This window comes from Microbacterium lacusdiani (assembly GCF_054779895.1).
On record NZ_BAAGXJ010000029.1, the window covers coordinates 21,410 to 35,561 of the forward strand.

The window sequence follows — 14,152 nt, forward strand, 5'->3', positions numbered from 1 at the left end:
GGGACGGCCGCCGCCGTGGATATTTGCGTGCATAGTGTTCGCGGCCGGTCGCGCGGACGGCGCGGCGGGCGGAGCCGCGGGCGGTCACAATGGGGAGCATGTCCCGACGCGGCATGCCCCGCGGCGCGGGGACGGCGGAGGCGGCGCGGCCCATCCGGGAGCGCCGCCGCAGCATCGCGCGCCGCTTCCTGATCCAGTTCGCGCTCATCCTGCTCGCGGGCGCGGCCGTCGTGTTCGCCGGGCTGGCGTACGACGCGCACACGTCGGCCCACGAGCGCGCCGCCGAGACGAGCGCGGATCTCGCCACGACGCTCGCGATCGACCCCACCGTGATCGAGGCGGTCGCCGCGGCGCACGAGCGCGCGGCGAGCGACCGCGACGGCTCGGTCGCCGCGGCGTCGTCCGTGCTGCAGCCGTACGTCGAGGGCATCCTGCGCGCGACCGACGTCGACTACGTCACGATCATGGACACCGACCGCACGCGCTACACGCACGCGAACCCGGAACGGATCGGCGGGCGGTTCCTCGGCACCATCGAGCCCGCTCTGGCGGGCGAGACGTTCACCGAGGTCTACGAGGGCACGCTCGGTCCCTCCGTGCGCGCGGTCACGCCGGTGCGCTCGGGCGGCGACATCGTCGGCCTCGTGTCGGCGGGCGTGACCCTGCAGAACGTGACCGAGGCGATCCTGGTGCGGCTGCAGCTCGTGGGGCTGTTCACGATCGTGGTCGTCGGGCTCGGCGCGCTCGCCGCGTGGGGCCTGTTCCGGCGGCTCGACCGCGTGACCGACGGCCGCGACGCCGACGAGCTCGCCCGGCTGTTCGCGGCGCACGAGGCCGTGCTGCACTCGCTCGAGGAGGGGCTGCTGCTGATCGAGCGGAGGCCGGGTGAGCCCGCGCGCGTGGTGCTCGCGAACGACCAGGCGACCCGCATGCTCGGCCTCGAGAGCACGCCGCCCTTCGCCGTCGACGATCTCGAGCTTCCGGATGAGGTCCGCGATCTGCTCGCGGGCACGGACCGCGACGAGGTGGTGCGCCTCGCGGGACGCGACCTGCTGGTCGCGCGCGACGAGACCGAGCTCGCGGGCCGGACCGCCGAGATCCTGACCCTGCGCGATCGCACCGAGCTGCGGCGCGTGACGGGCGAGCTGTCGAGCGTGCGGACCATCTCGGATGCGCTGCGCGCGCAGGCGCACGAGTTCGACAACCGCCTGCACACGATCGCGTCGCTCATCGAGCTCGGCCGCGCCGACGAGGCGCTGAAGTTCGCCGCGTCGGAGCGCGACCTCGGCCAGCGGCTGGCCGACCGGGTCCTGCACGCCGTCGACGAGCCGGTGATCGCGGCGCTCATGCTCGGCAAGGCCGCGCAGGCCCACGAGCGCGCGGTCGAGATGCACTTCGAGACCCACCTCGCGCCCGGCACGCAGGGCCTGCAGCCGGCCGACGTCGTGACCATCCTGGGCAACCTGATCGACAACGCGATCGACGCGGCCGCGCGCCGCGCCGCCCGCACGGGGGACACGGATGCGTGGGTCGAGGTGTACCTCGCGAGCACGGACGACGGGTCGCTCGTGTTCCAGGTGACCGACAGCGGCGACGGGGTGCCCGAGGAGGAGCGCGAGCGGATCTTCCGGCGCGGGTACTCGACCAAGGACGCCGAGTCGCAGGCCCACGGCTACGGGCTGACGCTCGTGCGGCAGGTGGTCGAGGGGCTCGGCGGCACGATCGAGGTCACATCGGCGCCCGGCGGCGGCGCCGTGTTCACGGCGATTCTGCCGGCGCCTGGGGCGCCCGCCACGGGCCCCGTCGCGCAGCCCACGGGGGTCGCGCGATGATCCGGGTCCTGGTGGTCGAGGACGACCCGCGCACCGCCGCCGCGCACGGCGAGTACGTCGGCCGGATCGACGGATTCGAGCTGGCGGGCATCGCCCACACCGCGAGCGCCGCCCGCCGCGAGCTGCGCGACGCGGTGGCCCGCGGCGAGCGCATCCACCTGCTGCTGCTGGACCTGAACCTGCCCGACGGGCACGGGCTCGCGCTGTGTCGCGAGCTGCGGGCATCCGGCCTGGTGGTCGACGTGATCGCGGTCACCGCCGTGCGCGAACTCGACGCGGTGCGGCAGGCGGTCGCGGTCGGCGTCGTGCAGTACCTGATCAAGCCGTTCGTGTTCGAGGTGTTCGCCCAGAAGCTCGCGGCGTACCGCGCGTTCTCCGACCGGATGACCGCGCCCGTGTCGACGCTGAGTCAGCGCGAGGTCGACGGCGCGTTCGCGGCGCTGCGCACGTCGAACGCCCCGGGACTGCCCAAGGGACTGTCGGAGGAGACGCTCGACGCGGTCTCGGAGCTGCTCGCCGCGAGCGAGCAGGCCCGCTCGGCCAGCGAGGTCGCCGAGGCGCTCGGCCTCTCCCGGGTCACGGCCCGCCGCTACCTCGAGCACCTCGCCGACCGCGGCGTGGCCACCCGCGCCCCGCGCCACGGCTCCCGCGGCCGCCCCGAGCTCGAGTACTCCCGGCCCCGGTCATAGCCCCGGCGGTTGCTTCGCCGACACAACGCAGGACCTCCCACGCATCCCGGGCGCGCCATCCGCGTGTTTCCGCGGGTGGCGGCCCGCCGGCGTCGGTCTGCTCCTGCGTTGTGTCGCCCGCCGGGTGTCCAACCCCTGTGGTGGTTGAGCGAGGGAGCGGAGCGACCGAGTCGAAACCCCTGAAGCCGCCGCCGGCTCAGAACCGCGTCGGTCCGACCGTCTCGTAGCGGATCCAGGCCTCGAGCGGGCTCCGTCCCGACACCTCCCAGGCGCCGATCGTGCGCGCCTTGAACACCGCGGGGTTGTGGCTCGCCACGACGCGCGCGTTGCGCCAGTGCCGGTCCAGCGCGCGCGTGCGCTCGGTCGCCGACGCCCCGCCGATCTCGAACAGGCGGGTCGCGGCGGCGGGCACCTCGTCGGTCGCGAGCACCTGCGCGCGGTACACCGCCACCTCGGCGCGCTCGAGCAGCGCCCGGTCCAGCGCCTCGCCGGGCGGGGTCGCCGCCACGGCGGCATCCAGCGCCCGGGCCGCCTCCAGCGTCGCGGCCCGCACGGCGAACGCCTGGGTCGAGAGCCGGCCGACCACCTCGAGCACCTGCGGATCGTCGGCCGGGCGGGCGGTGTTCGCGTGCACGTAGCTGCGCGTCCGCGGGCGCACGAACGCGGCGGCGTCCCGCACGACCTCTTCCGCGATGCCCGCCAGCACGGCCACGAGGTACAGCTGGTAGAACGCCTGGATGTGCGTCAGCGGCCCCTCGCCGTACACCGCGAAGTCGGCTTCGTCGACGCGCACGCCGTCGAACACGGTCGTCCCGCTCGCCGTCTGGCGCTGGCCGAAGCCGTCCCAGTCGTCGAGCACGCGGACGCCGGTGGCGTCGGTCGGGACCGCGAACGTGACCCGCCGCCCGTCGCGCGCGGCGGCGAGGTACACCCAGTCGGAGTACGCCGTGCCGGTCGAGTAGAACTTGCGGCCGTCCAGTCGCCAGCCGTCCTCATCCTCGGTCACGGTCGTGCTGATGTCGGCCAGGGTCGTGCCCGTGAGCTCGCTCGTGGCGTTGCCGACGAGCGCGCCGTCGGCGATCCGGCGGATCCACTCGTCCCGGTCCCGGCCCGGGGCGCGCCGCAGCACGAGCTCCACGAAGCCGAAGTGACTGCGCAGCAGGTGCCCCACGTTGGAGTCCGCGGCCGAGAGCGCGATCACCAGCTCGATCGTGTCGGCGATCGACGCGCCGCCCGCCTCGGGCAGCCGGACCGCCCCGATCCCCGCGTCCGCCAGCGACCGCACGACGTCGTGGGGAGCGGCATCCGCGAGCTCCCGCTCGACCGCACCCGCACGGACCTGGTCGATCAGCGGGCCGAACCGGTCGACGAGGCTCACGAGAACGCCCCGCGCCACCGGCGCGCCGGATGCCGGTCCGGCAGCTGATCGTGCCCGAAGAGCTTGCGCCGCAGCGTGCCCTCCGCGTACTCGCGCTGCACCAGGCCGCGCTCCTGCAGGGTCGGAACGACATGATCGACGAACTCCTCGTAGCTGCCGGGCAGCCACCAGTTCATGACGTTGATGCCGTCGACGCCGATGTCCTGCCACCGCTCGAGCTCGTCCGCGATCTGCTCGGGCGTCCCGACGACGCGCGCCCGCAACTTGGCCGACAGGCCCGCGAGATCCCGGATGGTCGGCTCGCGATCCGGGGCGGCCTCGCGCAGCCACTGCAGGTGCGACTGCCCCATGTGCGTCTTGACCTGGGACAGCGGCGTGTTCGGATCCAGAGCGGCGCCGGTCTCGGGGTCGTAGCCGAGGTTCGAGTGGAGCAGGAACCCATCGGGGGACAGCAGCTCGTCGATCTCGGCGGAGCGGCGCCGCGCCTCCTCCTCGGTCGACCCGATCACGAACGTGAGCCCGAGGAAGAACAGCAGGTCCTCCGGCCGGCGTCCGGCCGCCGCGACCTCGGCGCGCGTGGACGCGATCAGCTCGGCGGTCTTCTCGCGCGTGGAGGTCAGGATGAACTGCGCCTCGGCGTTGTGCGCGGCGAACGCCCGGCCCGCGGGCGACGACCCGGCCTGGAACAGCACGGGCGTGCGCTGCGGCGACGGCTTCGACAGGTGGGGGCCTGCGACCCGGTAGCGCTTGCCGACGTGGTCGATGCGGTGGATGCCCGCCGCGTCCGACACGACGCCCGCCGCCTTGTCGGCCAGGAACGCGTCGTCATCCCACGAGCCCTCCCACAGCTTCGTGACGACGTCGACGTACTCCTGCGCCCACGCGTAGCGCTCGTCGTGCTCCTCGAGGCGGTCGTGGCCGAAGTTGCGCGCGGCGCCGTCGAGCGCGCTCGTGACGATGTTCCATCCGATCCGGCCGCCCGACAGGTGGTCCAGCGTCGACACGCGCCGCGCGAACTCGAACGGATGCGCCTGCAGCACCGAGCTCGTGAACGCCAGCCCGAGGTGCTCCGTGTGGGTCGCCAGCGCCGCGGCCAGGATCGACGGATCGGCATTGGGCACCTGCAGGCCCTCGCGCGCGTTGACCGTGTAGTCGCCGTCGGCCGGGCCGTACAGGCCGACCACGTCGGCGAAGAACAGGGTGTCGAACCGCCCGCGCTCGAGCGTCTTGGCGAGATCGATCCACATCCGGACGTCGTCGAACTCGTGCTGGCGCGCCTCGGGGTGACGCCACAGCCCGTGCTGGATGTGCGAGACCGTGTCCATCACGAAAGCGGCGAGGCGAAGCGGTGGGCGAACGGGCATGACTCTCCTCCGGTGGCGTCCCTCCATCCTGACCCCGCGCACGGACCGGAGAGGGTTCTCCGTGACGCCGCGTTACGTCGCGCGACGTCGTGTTGCGGGCGACCTTGCCGCCCGGCCGGGAGCGCCAGCACGCTCGGGAAGACCCCCCGGAAAGGAGACGCCATGAGCAGCGCAGTCCGAACCGACACCCCGAGCGCGCCGGCCGACACGTCGCCGAGCCCCGCGGCGACCCGTCGCGTGCTGGCCGCGAGCTTCGTCGGCACGACGATCGAGTGGTACGACTTCTACATCTACGCGCAGGCCTCCGCGCTGGTGTTCGGCGCGACGTTCTTCCCGTCCACCGACCCCACGGTCGGCCTGATCGCCGCATTCGCCACCTACGGTGTCGGATTCGCCGCCCGGCCGCTGGGCGGCATCATCGCGGGTCACCTCGGCGACCGGATCGGCCGCAAGCGTCTGCTCGTGTACTCGCTGCTCCTCATGGGCGTGGCGACGTTCCTGATCGGCCTCCTTCCGGGCTACGAGGTGTGGGGCATCGGAGCGGTCATCGGCCTGGTCGTGCTGCGTCTGGCGCAGGGCCTGTCCGTGGGCGCCGAGTGGGGCGGATCCGCGCTCCTGTCGACCGAGCACGCGTCCCACCGGCGCCGCGGGTTCTTCGGCTCCTTCACGCAGGTGGGATCGGCGGCGGGACTCCTGCTCGCGACCGGCGCGCTCGCCGTCGCGCAGGCGGCCTTCGGCCCCGAGGCGTTCGCCGCGTGGGGCTGGCGCGTCCCGTTCCTCGCCAGCGCGGTCCTCGTGGTCATCGGCCTCGTGATCCGCCTGGGCGTCGAGGACGCCCCCGAGTTCCGGCGCCTGCGTGAGGCCGGCGAGGTCCGCCGGCTGCCGGTCGTGGCCGTGCTGCGCGAGGCGCCGCGCGGAGTGCTCGTGACGATCGGCCTGCGCCTCGTGCAGCCCGCGTGGTTCTCGATCCTGACCGTGTACTCGCTGAACTACCTGAAGGAGCAGCGCGGCGACGCGCAGATCGGCGTGACCATCCTGATCGCGGTCGCGGCCCTGAGCGTCTTCACCACCCCGCTGTGGGGATGGCTGAGCGACCGGTACGGGCGCCGCACGATCGCGATCGCGGCGGCGGCCGGCATCGGCATCCTGGTGTGGCCCTTCTTCGGGATCCTGGAGTCCGGATCGCCGATCTGGGTCTGGGCCGTGTTCGTGCTCGGGATGAACGTGCTCCACGACGCGATCTACGGGCCGCAGGCGGCATGGTTCGCCGAGCAGTTCCCGACCGACCTGCGCTACTCGGGCGTCTCGCTCGGCTACCAGGTGGGCAGCATCTTCTCGAACGGCCTGACCCCGCTGCTCGCCGTGGTGTTCGTGCAGTGGGCCGGGGGTGACACCTGGATCCTGTCGGCGTTCATCGCGTTCTACGCGGTGCTGAGCATCCTGGCGGCCGCGAAGGCGGTGGACCGCTCGGCGCGCACCGCGCGCGGCGCGCGCCCGTCGGCCGTGGCCGAGGAGCTCGCTCCCGCGTGAGCCCCGGTCGTCGAGCGGAGCTCGCTGGCGCTCGCTCCGCCCGGCGGCCCGGAGGCGTCACCGCGGGGTCGCGGCGGCCAGCCGCGTCGCCGCGGTGATCTCGCGGCGCATCCAGCGGAACTGGTGCCGCGGGTCGAACCGCGGCGCGCACAGCACGCACGACATGGCGCGCGTCGGGCGGCGATGCCGGTACGCAGTGTGGCCGGCTGGGCAGACCCCCACCCAGGGGGCGAGCTCGTTCGCGGTCTCGCCGTGATGCGTCGTGCCGCCCACGTAGCCCAGCTCGCGCGCGACGCGCTTCCACTCGGGGCCGTGGCCCGCGGCAGGACCGGCGAGCGCGTGCGCGACCTCGTGCAGCAGGGTCTGGTGGTTGGTGTCATCGTCGTAGCGCGCGGCCAGATAGCGCGACACCGAGATGCGCTTGCGCGCGTAGTCGCACAGTCCGGCGCGGCGCTTGGCGTTGTCGAAGCCGAACGTCCACGCCGGATCGAGGTGATGGGCGATCAGGGCGTTGGCCCAGACCCGCACGCGCTCCAGATCCGACACATCCGAAACGCTATCCGGGGCCTCCGACATCCGGCGCAGCGGCGCGGCGTCGAGTCGCGCGTCAGGCGATGGCGCTCTGGTGGCGGCGCCGGTCGGCCGCCTCGATGCACTGCATGACGGGCTCGAGCTCCTCATCGCTGGCGCCGGACTCCTGGCGCAGGAACAGCGTCTGCTTGAAGTCGGCGCGTGCGCCGTGGATGTCGCCCGCGTCGTAGCGGTTCTTGCCGCGGTGCGAGAGCGCGAACGCGGCGATGCTGTTCCAGCTCTGGCCGAGCGCCTCGTCGATGCAGGTCGACAGCTCGGCCTCGGCCGCGGCGTGCTTGCCGAGCCAGTGGTTGACGCTGGCGTGCAGGATGCGCGCGCGCAGCAGGTCCTTGCGCGTGCCCGACATGCGCGCCAGGCGCACGGCCTGCTCGGAGAGGGGCAGCGACTCGTCCAGGCGCCCCAGCACCTTCAGCAGCCACACCTGCTCGAGCATCGCCGGAAGGCTGCGGAGGTGGCCGATCTCGTCCAGGCGGCGGGCGCACTCGACGGGGTCGACGATCTCACGCAGCGACTCGGTGTCGTACCCGTGGATGTAGTTCACTCGCCTGGCTCCCTTCCCGCACTCGCGATCTCTCCCGATCCCTCGCGATCCGCCTGTCCAGTGTCCCCGAGACAGCCGCGAGCCGCAGCAGGGCACGCCCAGGACATCCGGATCGGTCAGCGCTCGAAGAGCACCTGGCTCGGCTTCGGCGAGTCGGTCGCGTCGCCGTCGACCGCCGGGCGCGCGCCCTGGACGAACGCGTCCACCTCGGCGCCCTGCGCCACCTTCGCGGGGTGCGGGCCGGCCGCCATGAGCCGCGGCAGCCAGTCGGTCGGCAGGGGAGCGGCCGACGCCGCGATGACCAGATTGCCGAACCGCCGGCCCTTGAGCACCTGCACCTCGGCGAGCACGACGACCTCGGGCAGCACCTCGCGGATGGTCGCCACCTGGCGGCGCGCGAACGCCAGCCCCGACCCGTCCGCGACGTTCACCAGCAGGACGCCGCCCGGCGCGAGCAGGCGCGCGGCCGCGCGGTAGAACTCCACGGTGGTCAGGTGCGCGGGGGTCTGCGCGCCCGAGTACACGTCCGAGACCAGGAGGTCGACGGATCCGGCCATCGCCGCGGGCAGGCGCGACAGCCCGTCGCGCGCGTCGCCGATCCGGATCCGGATGCTCGCGCCTCGGGGCAGGGGCAGGTTCTCGCGCACCAGGTCGACGAGCGCCTGCTCGATCTCGATCACCTGCTGCCGCGAGCCCGGCCGCGTCGCCTCGATGTACCGCGGGATCGTCAGCCCGCCGGCGCCCAGGTGCACCGCCGTGAGCGGGCCGTCGGGCAGCTGGTCGATCACGGCGCCCATCCGCGCCACGTACTCGAAGTGCAGGTGCCGCGGGTCGGACGGGTCCACGTGCGACTGCGGCGTGCCGTCGACGTCGACCTCGTATCCCGCGACGTACGGGCTCGGGACGATCCGCGTGATCCGCCCGTCCGACAGCCGCGCCGCCGGCGTCTCCGCCTCGTCCCGCCGCTGCCGCCCCATGCGTCTCAGGGTACGGCGCTGCCCCGTGGTGGTTGAGCGGCGGTCGTTGAGCGGAGCGAAGCGGAGTCGAAACGCAGAAGCGGAGTCGAAACGCAGAAGCGGAATCGAAACGCAGAAGCGGAGTCGAAACGCAGAAGCGGAGTCGAAACGTGCTGAAGCGTCCCGGCCGACCGAAGCCCATAACCTGGCGGGATGGAACGGGGACGGATCGCGCTGGCGGGCGTGACCACCGCGCTCGTCGGCTTCGCCAGCTCGTCGGCCGTCGTGCTGACGGGCCTCGAGGCGGTCGGCGCGACCCGGGCGCAGGCCGCCTCGGGGCTCGTCGCGCTGTGTCTCACCCAGGCGCTCGGCATGCTGTGGCTCGCGCAGCGCACCCGCATGCCCGTCGTCCTCGCCTGGTCGACGCCCGGCGCGGCGCTCCTCGCCACGGCCGCGGTGCCCGAGGGCGGATGGCCCGCCGCGGTGGGCGCCTTCCTCGTCGCGGGCGTGCTCATCGTGCTCACGGCCCTGTGGCCGGGGCTGTCGCGGCTCGTCGCCGCCATCCCGGCCCCGATCGCCCAGGCCATGCTCGCGGGAGTTCTCGTCGGCCTGTGCCTCACGCCGGTGCGCGGCGTCGTCGAGGATCCCCTCGCCGTCGCGCCGGTCATCCTGGTCTGGCTCGTCCTGATGCGGCTCGCCGCCACCTGGGCCGCGCCCGCGGCCTTCGCGGTCGGCCTGGTGATCCTGGGCATCGAGGCGGTCGCGCGCGGGGGTGCGGATGGGCCCCTCCTCCCGGTGCTCGAGCCGGTCGCGCCCGCCTTCACCTGGTCGGCCGTGCTCGGCCTGGCGCTGCCGCTGTACATCGTGACCATGGCGTCGCAGAACGTCCCGGGCGCGGCCGTGCTCGGCTCGTACGGATACCGCGCCCCGTGGCGCGAGAGCATGGCGGTCACGGGCGTCGGCACCGTCCTCGGGGCGCCCTTCGGCGGTCACGCCATCAACCTCGCCGCGATCACCGCGGCGCTCGCCGCATCGCCCGACGCGCATCCGGACAGGGCGGAGCGCTGGCGCGCGGTGCGCGTCGCCGCGGTCCTCTATCTGGTCCTGGCCGCGCTGGCTACCGCGATCACCACGCTGGTCGGCGTCGCGCCGGTCGTGCTCGCGGCGGTCGCCGGCGTCGCCCTGGTCCCGACCCTCGCCTCGTCCCTGCGGGCCGCCATGGCCGAGGACGGCGGCCGCATCGCCCCCGCGATCACGTTCGTCGTCGCGGCGAGCGGCATCTCGATCCTCGGCATCGGCGCGGCCTTCTGGGCGCTCGCCGCGGGCCTCCTGGCCCACGCCATCCTCCGCCGTCGCTGACCCGAGGTCGATCCACGCGGCCGCCTCGATCGCGAGACCGCATCGCTCCGCCGAGACAGCAGCGGGCCACTGCGGTCTGGCGTGGGCGTTGCAGTCTCAGCCGCGCGTTGCAGTCTCGCGAGCGCCGCGTCCGCTCGATGACCGGGTACGACCCCGGATCGCGCGGGTTTATACCGGAGGGTGGAACCTTCGTCAAGGATCCGCTGGACAACGCGTGTCGGGCGTCCTATAGTGGGTATTTGCGCTCCTTGGATTCCCCCATGCCTTCATATGGTGGTCGGCTGGTGCTCATGATCCCCGCAGATAGCGGCGTGTGGTCTGGGTGTACGGGATGGACGGAGTCGCACCTCACCTGTCGACAAGGAACTCAGCGGCCCCGCCACGGTCGCTCATGGAGGTAATCCCCTTGGCTGCTGCGCGCAACGCAACCACCACCACTCCCAAGAACGGTCGCGGAGCATCCCGCCTCTCGTTCGCCAAGATCTCCGACACGCTCACGGTCCCCGACCTGCTGGCGCTGCAGACCGAGTCGTTCGACTGGCTGGTCGGAAACGACGCCTGGAAGGCCCGCGTCGCCGAGGCCAAGGCCGCCGGTCGCAACGACGTCCCCGAGCGGAGCGGACTCGAGGAGATCTTCGAGGAGATCTCGCCGATCGAGGACCTGAGCGAGACCATGCAGCTCTCGTTCACGAACCCGTACCTCGAGCCCGAGAAGTACTCGATCGAGGAGTGCAAGGACCGCGGCAAGACCTACGCGGCCCCGCTCTACGTCGAGGCCGAGTTCATGAACCACCAGACCGGTGAGATCAAGACCCAGACGGTCTTCATGGGCGACTTCCCGCTGCAGACCGACAAGGGCACGTTCATCATCAACGGCACCGAGCGTGTCGTGGTGTCGCAGCTCGTGCGCTCGCCCGGCGTCTACTTCGACAAGACCCCCGACAAGACGTCCGACAAGGACATCGTGTCGGCGCGCGTCATCCCGAGCCGCGGCGCGTGGCTCGAGTTCGAGATCGACAAGCGCGACCAGGTCGGCGTCCGCATCGACCGCAAGCGCAAGCAGTCGGTCACGGTCTTCCTCAAGGCCCTCGGCATGACCAGCGAGGAGATCCTCGCCGAGTTCGCCGGCATCGCGTCGATCGAGGAGACCCTCGCGAAGGACACGATCCTCACCAAGGAGGACGCGCTCCGCGACATCTACCGCAAGCTGCGTCCGGGCGAGCAGGTGGCCGCCGAGGCCGCCCGCGCGCTGCTCGACAACTTCTACTTCAACCCGAAGCGCTACGACCTGGCCAAGGTGGGTCGCTACAAGATCAACCAGAAGCTCGGGATCGACCGCCCGCTGAGCGACTCGGTGCTGACCGTCGAGGACATCGTCGCGACGATCAAGTACCTCGTCCGCCTGCACCGCGGCGACGAGACCTTCGAGGGCGTTCGCAACGGCAAGCCCGCCGAGCTGCGCCTGTCGGTCGACGACATCGACAACTTCGGCAACCGTCGCATCCGCGCGGTCGGCGAGCTCATCCAGAACCAGGTCCGCACCGGTCTGTCGCGCATGGAGCGCGTCGTCCGCGAGCGCATGACCACGCAGGACATCGAGGCGATCACGCCGCAGACCCTGATCAACGTGCGCCCCGTCGTGGCCGCGATCAAGGAGTTCTTCGGCACGTCGCAGCTGTCGCAGTTCATGGACCAGAACAACCCGCTCGCGGGCCTGACCCACAAGCGCCGCCTGTCGGCGCTGGGCCCGGGCGGTCTGTCGCGTGAGCGCGCCGGCGTCGAGGTCCGCGACGTCCACCCGTCGCACTACGGCCGCATGTGCCCGATCGAGACGCCGGAAGGCCCGAACATCGGTCTGATCGGCTCGCTCGCCTCGTTCGCGCGGATCAACTCGTTCGGCTTCATCGAGACGCCGTACCGTCGCGTGGTCGACGGCAAGGTCACGAACGAGATCGACTACCTCACGGCTGCCGAGGAGGAGGCGTACATCGTCGCCCAGGCCAACGCGCCGCTGAAGGACGACGGCTCGTTCGCCGAGGACCGCGTGCTCGCGCGTCAGGTCGGCGGCGAGGTCGACCTGGTCCCCGCCGAGGAGATCGGCTACATGGACGTCTCGCCGCGCCAGATGGTGTCGGTCGGCACGTCGCTGATCCCGTTCCTCGAGCACGACGACGCGAACCGCGCCCTCATGGGTGCCAACATGCAGCGCCAGGCCGTGCCGCTGCTCCGCTCGGAGGCGCCGCTGGTCGGCACGGGCATGGAGAACTACGCCGCGATCGACGCCGGTGACACGCTCATCGCCGACAAGGCCGGCGTGGTCGTCGAGGTCTCGGCCGACTACGTCCGCCTGCAGCTCGACGAGGGCGGCACGCGCGACTACTTCCTGCGCAAGTTCGACCGCTCGAACCAGGGCAACAACTACAACCAGCGCGTGATCGTCGACGCGGGCGACCGCGTCGAGGTCGGCGAGGTCATCGCGGATGGCCCCGCCACCGAGAACGGCGAGCTCGCGCTGGGCAAGAACCTCCTGGTCGCGTTCATGAACTGGGAGGGCTACAACTACGAGGACGCCATCATCCTCAGCCAGAACCTGGTGAAGGACGACACCCTCACCTCGATCCACATCGAGGAGTACGAGGTCGACGCCCGCGACACGAAGCTCGGCAAGGAGGAGATCACGCGCGACCTCCCCAACGTCAGCCCGGAGCTGCTGAAGGACCTCGACGAGCGCGGCATCATCCGCATCGGCGCCGAGGTGCGTCCCGGCGACATCCTCGTCGGCAAGGTCACGCCCAAGGGCGAGACCGAGCTCTCGGCCGAGGAGCGCCTGCTCCGCGCGATCTTCAACGAGAAGAGCCGCGAGGTCCGCGACACGTCGCTGAAGGTGCCCCACGGTGAGCAGGGGACCGTCATCGCGGTCAAGGAGTTCAACGCCGAGGAGGGCGACGACGAGCTCGGCTCGGGCGTCAACCGCCGCGTCGTGGTCTACATCGCCCAGAAGCGCAAGATCACCGAGGGCGACAAGCTCGCCGGCCGCCACGGCAACAAGGGCGTCATCTCGAAGATCCTGCCGGTCGAGGACATGCCGTTCCTCGCCGACGGCACGCCGGTCGACATCATCCTGAACCCGCTCGGCGTCCCCGGCCGCATGAACTTCGGCCAGGTGCTCGAGCTGCACCTCGGCTGGATCGCGGCGCAGGGCTGGAAGATCGAGGGCATGCCGGAGTGGGCGAAGCACCTGCCCGAGGATGCCCTCGAGGCCGCCCCGCGCACCAAGGTCGCGACCCCGGTGTTCGACGGCGCGCACGAGGCGGAGCTGGCGGGTCTGCTCGACTCGACCCTGCCGAACCGCGACGGCGACCGCCTGATCGACAGCTCGGGCAAGACCCAGTTGTTCGACGGCCGCTCGGGTGAGCCGTACCCGTTCCCGATCTCGGTCGGCTACATGTACATCCTGAAGCTGCACCACCTCGTGGACGACAAGATCCACGCGCGCTCGACGGGTCCCTACTCGATGATCACGCAGCAGCCGCTGGGTGGTAAGGCGCAGTTCGGCGGCCAGCGCTTCGGTGAGATGGAGGTGTGGGCCCTCGAGGCCTACGGTGCGGCGTACGCGCTGCAGGAGCTCCTGACCGTCAAGTCCGACGACATCCTCGGCCGCGTCAAGGTGTACGAGGCCATCGTCAAGGGCGAGAACATCCCGGAGCCCGGCATCCCCGAGTCGTTCAAGGTGCTCATGAAGGAGATGCAGTCGCTCTGCCTGAACGTCGAGGTCCTCTCGGCCGACGGCACGGCGGTCAACCTCCGCGACACCGACGACGAGGCCTTCCGCGCGGCGGAGGAGCTCGGCATCAACATCTCGAGCCGATTCGAGTCCGCCTCGATCGACGAGATCTAAGCCCGGCCGATACA

10 protein-coding genes are annotated in these 14,152 nt (G+C 71.9%); 5 read left to right on the forward strand and 5 right to left on the reverse strand.

Translation table 11 applies throughout. The features are described from left to right. The first annotated feature begins 98 nt into the window (after nucleotides 1-98). Both ACYVGN_RS12430 and ACYVGN_RS12435 read left to right on the forward strand, forming a co-directional pair. Nucleotides 99-1,832 (forward strand): sensor histidine kinase, encoded by a 1,734-nt coding sequence (locus tag ACYVGN_RS12430; protein ID WP_460791127.1) that lies wholly within the window; start codon nucleotides 99-101, stop codon nucleotides 1,830-1,832. Further along, nucleotides 1,829-2,521, forward strand: a complete 693-nt coding sequence (locus ACYVGN_RS12435; protein ID WP_460791129.1) for a response regulator — start codon at nucleotides 1,829-1,831, stop codon at nucleotides 2,519-2,521. The genes ACYVGN_RS12430 and ACYVGN_RS12435 overlap by 4 nt, the downstream gene beginning before the upstream one ends. 196 nt (nucleotides 2,522-2,717) lie before the next feature. On the opposite strand, the gene ACYVGN_RS12440 is transcribed toward ACYVGN_RS12435, so the two are convergent. Both ACYVGN_RS12440 and ACYVGN_RS12445 read right to left on the reverse strand, forming a co-directional pair. Continuing rightward, nucleotides 2,718-3,899 carry an acyl-CoA dehydrogenase family protein gene (locus tag ACYVGN_RS12440; protein ID WP_460791131.1) on the reverse strand — a complete coding sequence of 394 codons (1,182 nt, stop codon included), beginning with the start codon at nucleotides 3,897-3,899 and terminating at the stop codon, nucleotides 2,718-2,720. Further along, the gene (locus ACYVGN_RS12445; RefSeq protein ID WP_460791132.1) at nucleotides 3,896-5,263 is read right to left on the reverse strand and encodes an LLM class flavin-dependent oxidoreductase; all 1,368 of its coding nucleotides are present in this window, start codon (nucleotides 5,261-5,263) and stop codon (nucleotides 3,896-3,898) included. Before ACYVGN_RS12445 ends, ACYVGN_RS12440 begins: the two co-directional genes overlap by 4 nt. A gap of 162 nt (nucleotides 5,264-5,425) precedes the next feature. On the opposite strand from ACYVGN_RS12445, the gene ACYVGN_RS12450 reads away from it, so the two are divergent. Beyond that, the gene (locus tag ACYVGN_RS12450) at nucleotides 5,426-6,793 is read left to right on the forward strand and encodes an MFS transporter (protein ID WP_460791135.1); all 1,368 of its coding nucleotides are present in this window, start codon (nucleotides 5,426-5,428) and stop codon (nucleotides 6,791-6,793) included. A gap of 57 nt (nucleotides 6,794-6,850) precedes the next feature. On the opposite strand, the gene ACYVGN_RS12455 is transcribed toward ACYVGN_RS12450, so the two are convergent. The 3 genes from ACYVGN_RS12455 to ACYVGN_RS12465 all read right to left on the reverse strand — a co-directional run bounded on the left by ACYVGN_RS12455 (nucleotide 6,851) and on the right by ACYVGN_RS12465 (nucleotide 8,902). Beyond that, a complete protein-coding gene (locus ACYVGN_RS12455; RefSeq protein WP_460791136.1) occupies nucleotides 6,851-7,339 on the reverse strand; it encodes a SprT-like domain-containing protein in 489 nt (162 codons plus the stop codon). A gap of 61 nt (nucleotides 7,340-7,400) precedes the next feature. After that, nucleotides 7,401-7,925, reverse strand: a complete 525-nt coding sequence (locus ACYVGN_RS12460) for a hypothetical protein (protein WP_055992081.1) — start codon at nucleotides 7,923-7,925, stop codon at nucleotides 7,401-7,403. A 116-nt stretch (nucleotides 7,926-8,041) separates the two neighbouring features. Next, nucleotides 8,042-8,902, reverse strand: coding sequence for a spermidine synthase (locus ACYVGN_RS12465; protein ID WP_460791138.1), 861 nt, complete (start codon nucleotides 8,900-8,902; stop codon nucleotides 8,042-8,044). Between the two features lie 192 nt (nucleotides 8,903-9,094). Here ACYVGN_RS12465 and ACYVGN_RS12470 point away from each other — a divergent pair, with 192 nt between their 5' ends. Both ACYVGN_RS12470 and rpoB read left to right on the forward strand, forming a co-directional pair. Then, entirely contained in the window at nucleotides 9,095-10,240 is a 1,146-nt protein-coding gene (locus ACYVGN_RS12470; protein ID WP_460791139.1) for a benzoate/H(+) symporter BenE family transporter, read from the forward strand. 406 nt (nucleotides 10,241-10,646) lie between these two features. Continuing rightward, on the forward strand, nucleotides 10,647-14,138 hold the full coding sequence (gene rpoB, locus ACYVGN_RS12475) for a DNA-directed RNA polymerase subunit beta (protein WP_460791140.1): 3,492 nt from the start codon (nucleotides 10,647-10,649) through the stop codon (nucleotides 14,136-14,138). Nucleotides 14,139-14,152 lie beyond the last annotated feature (14 nt).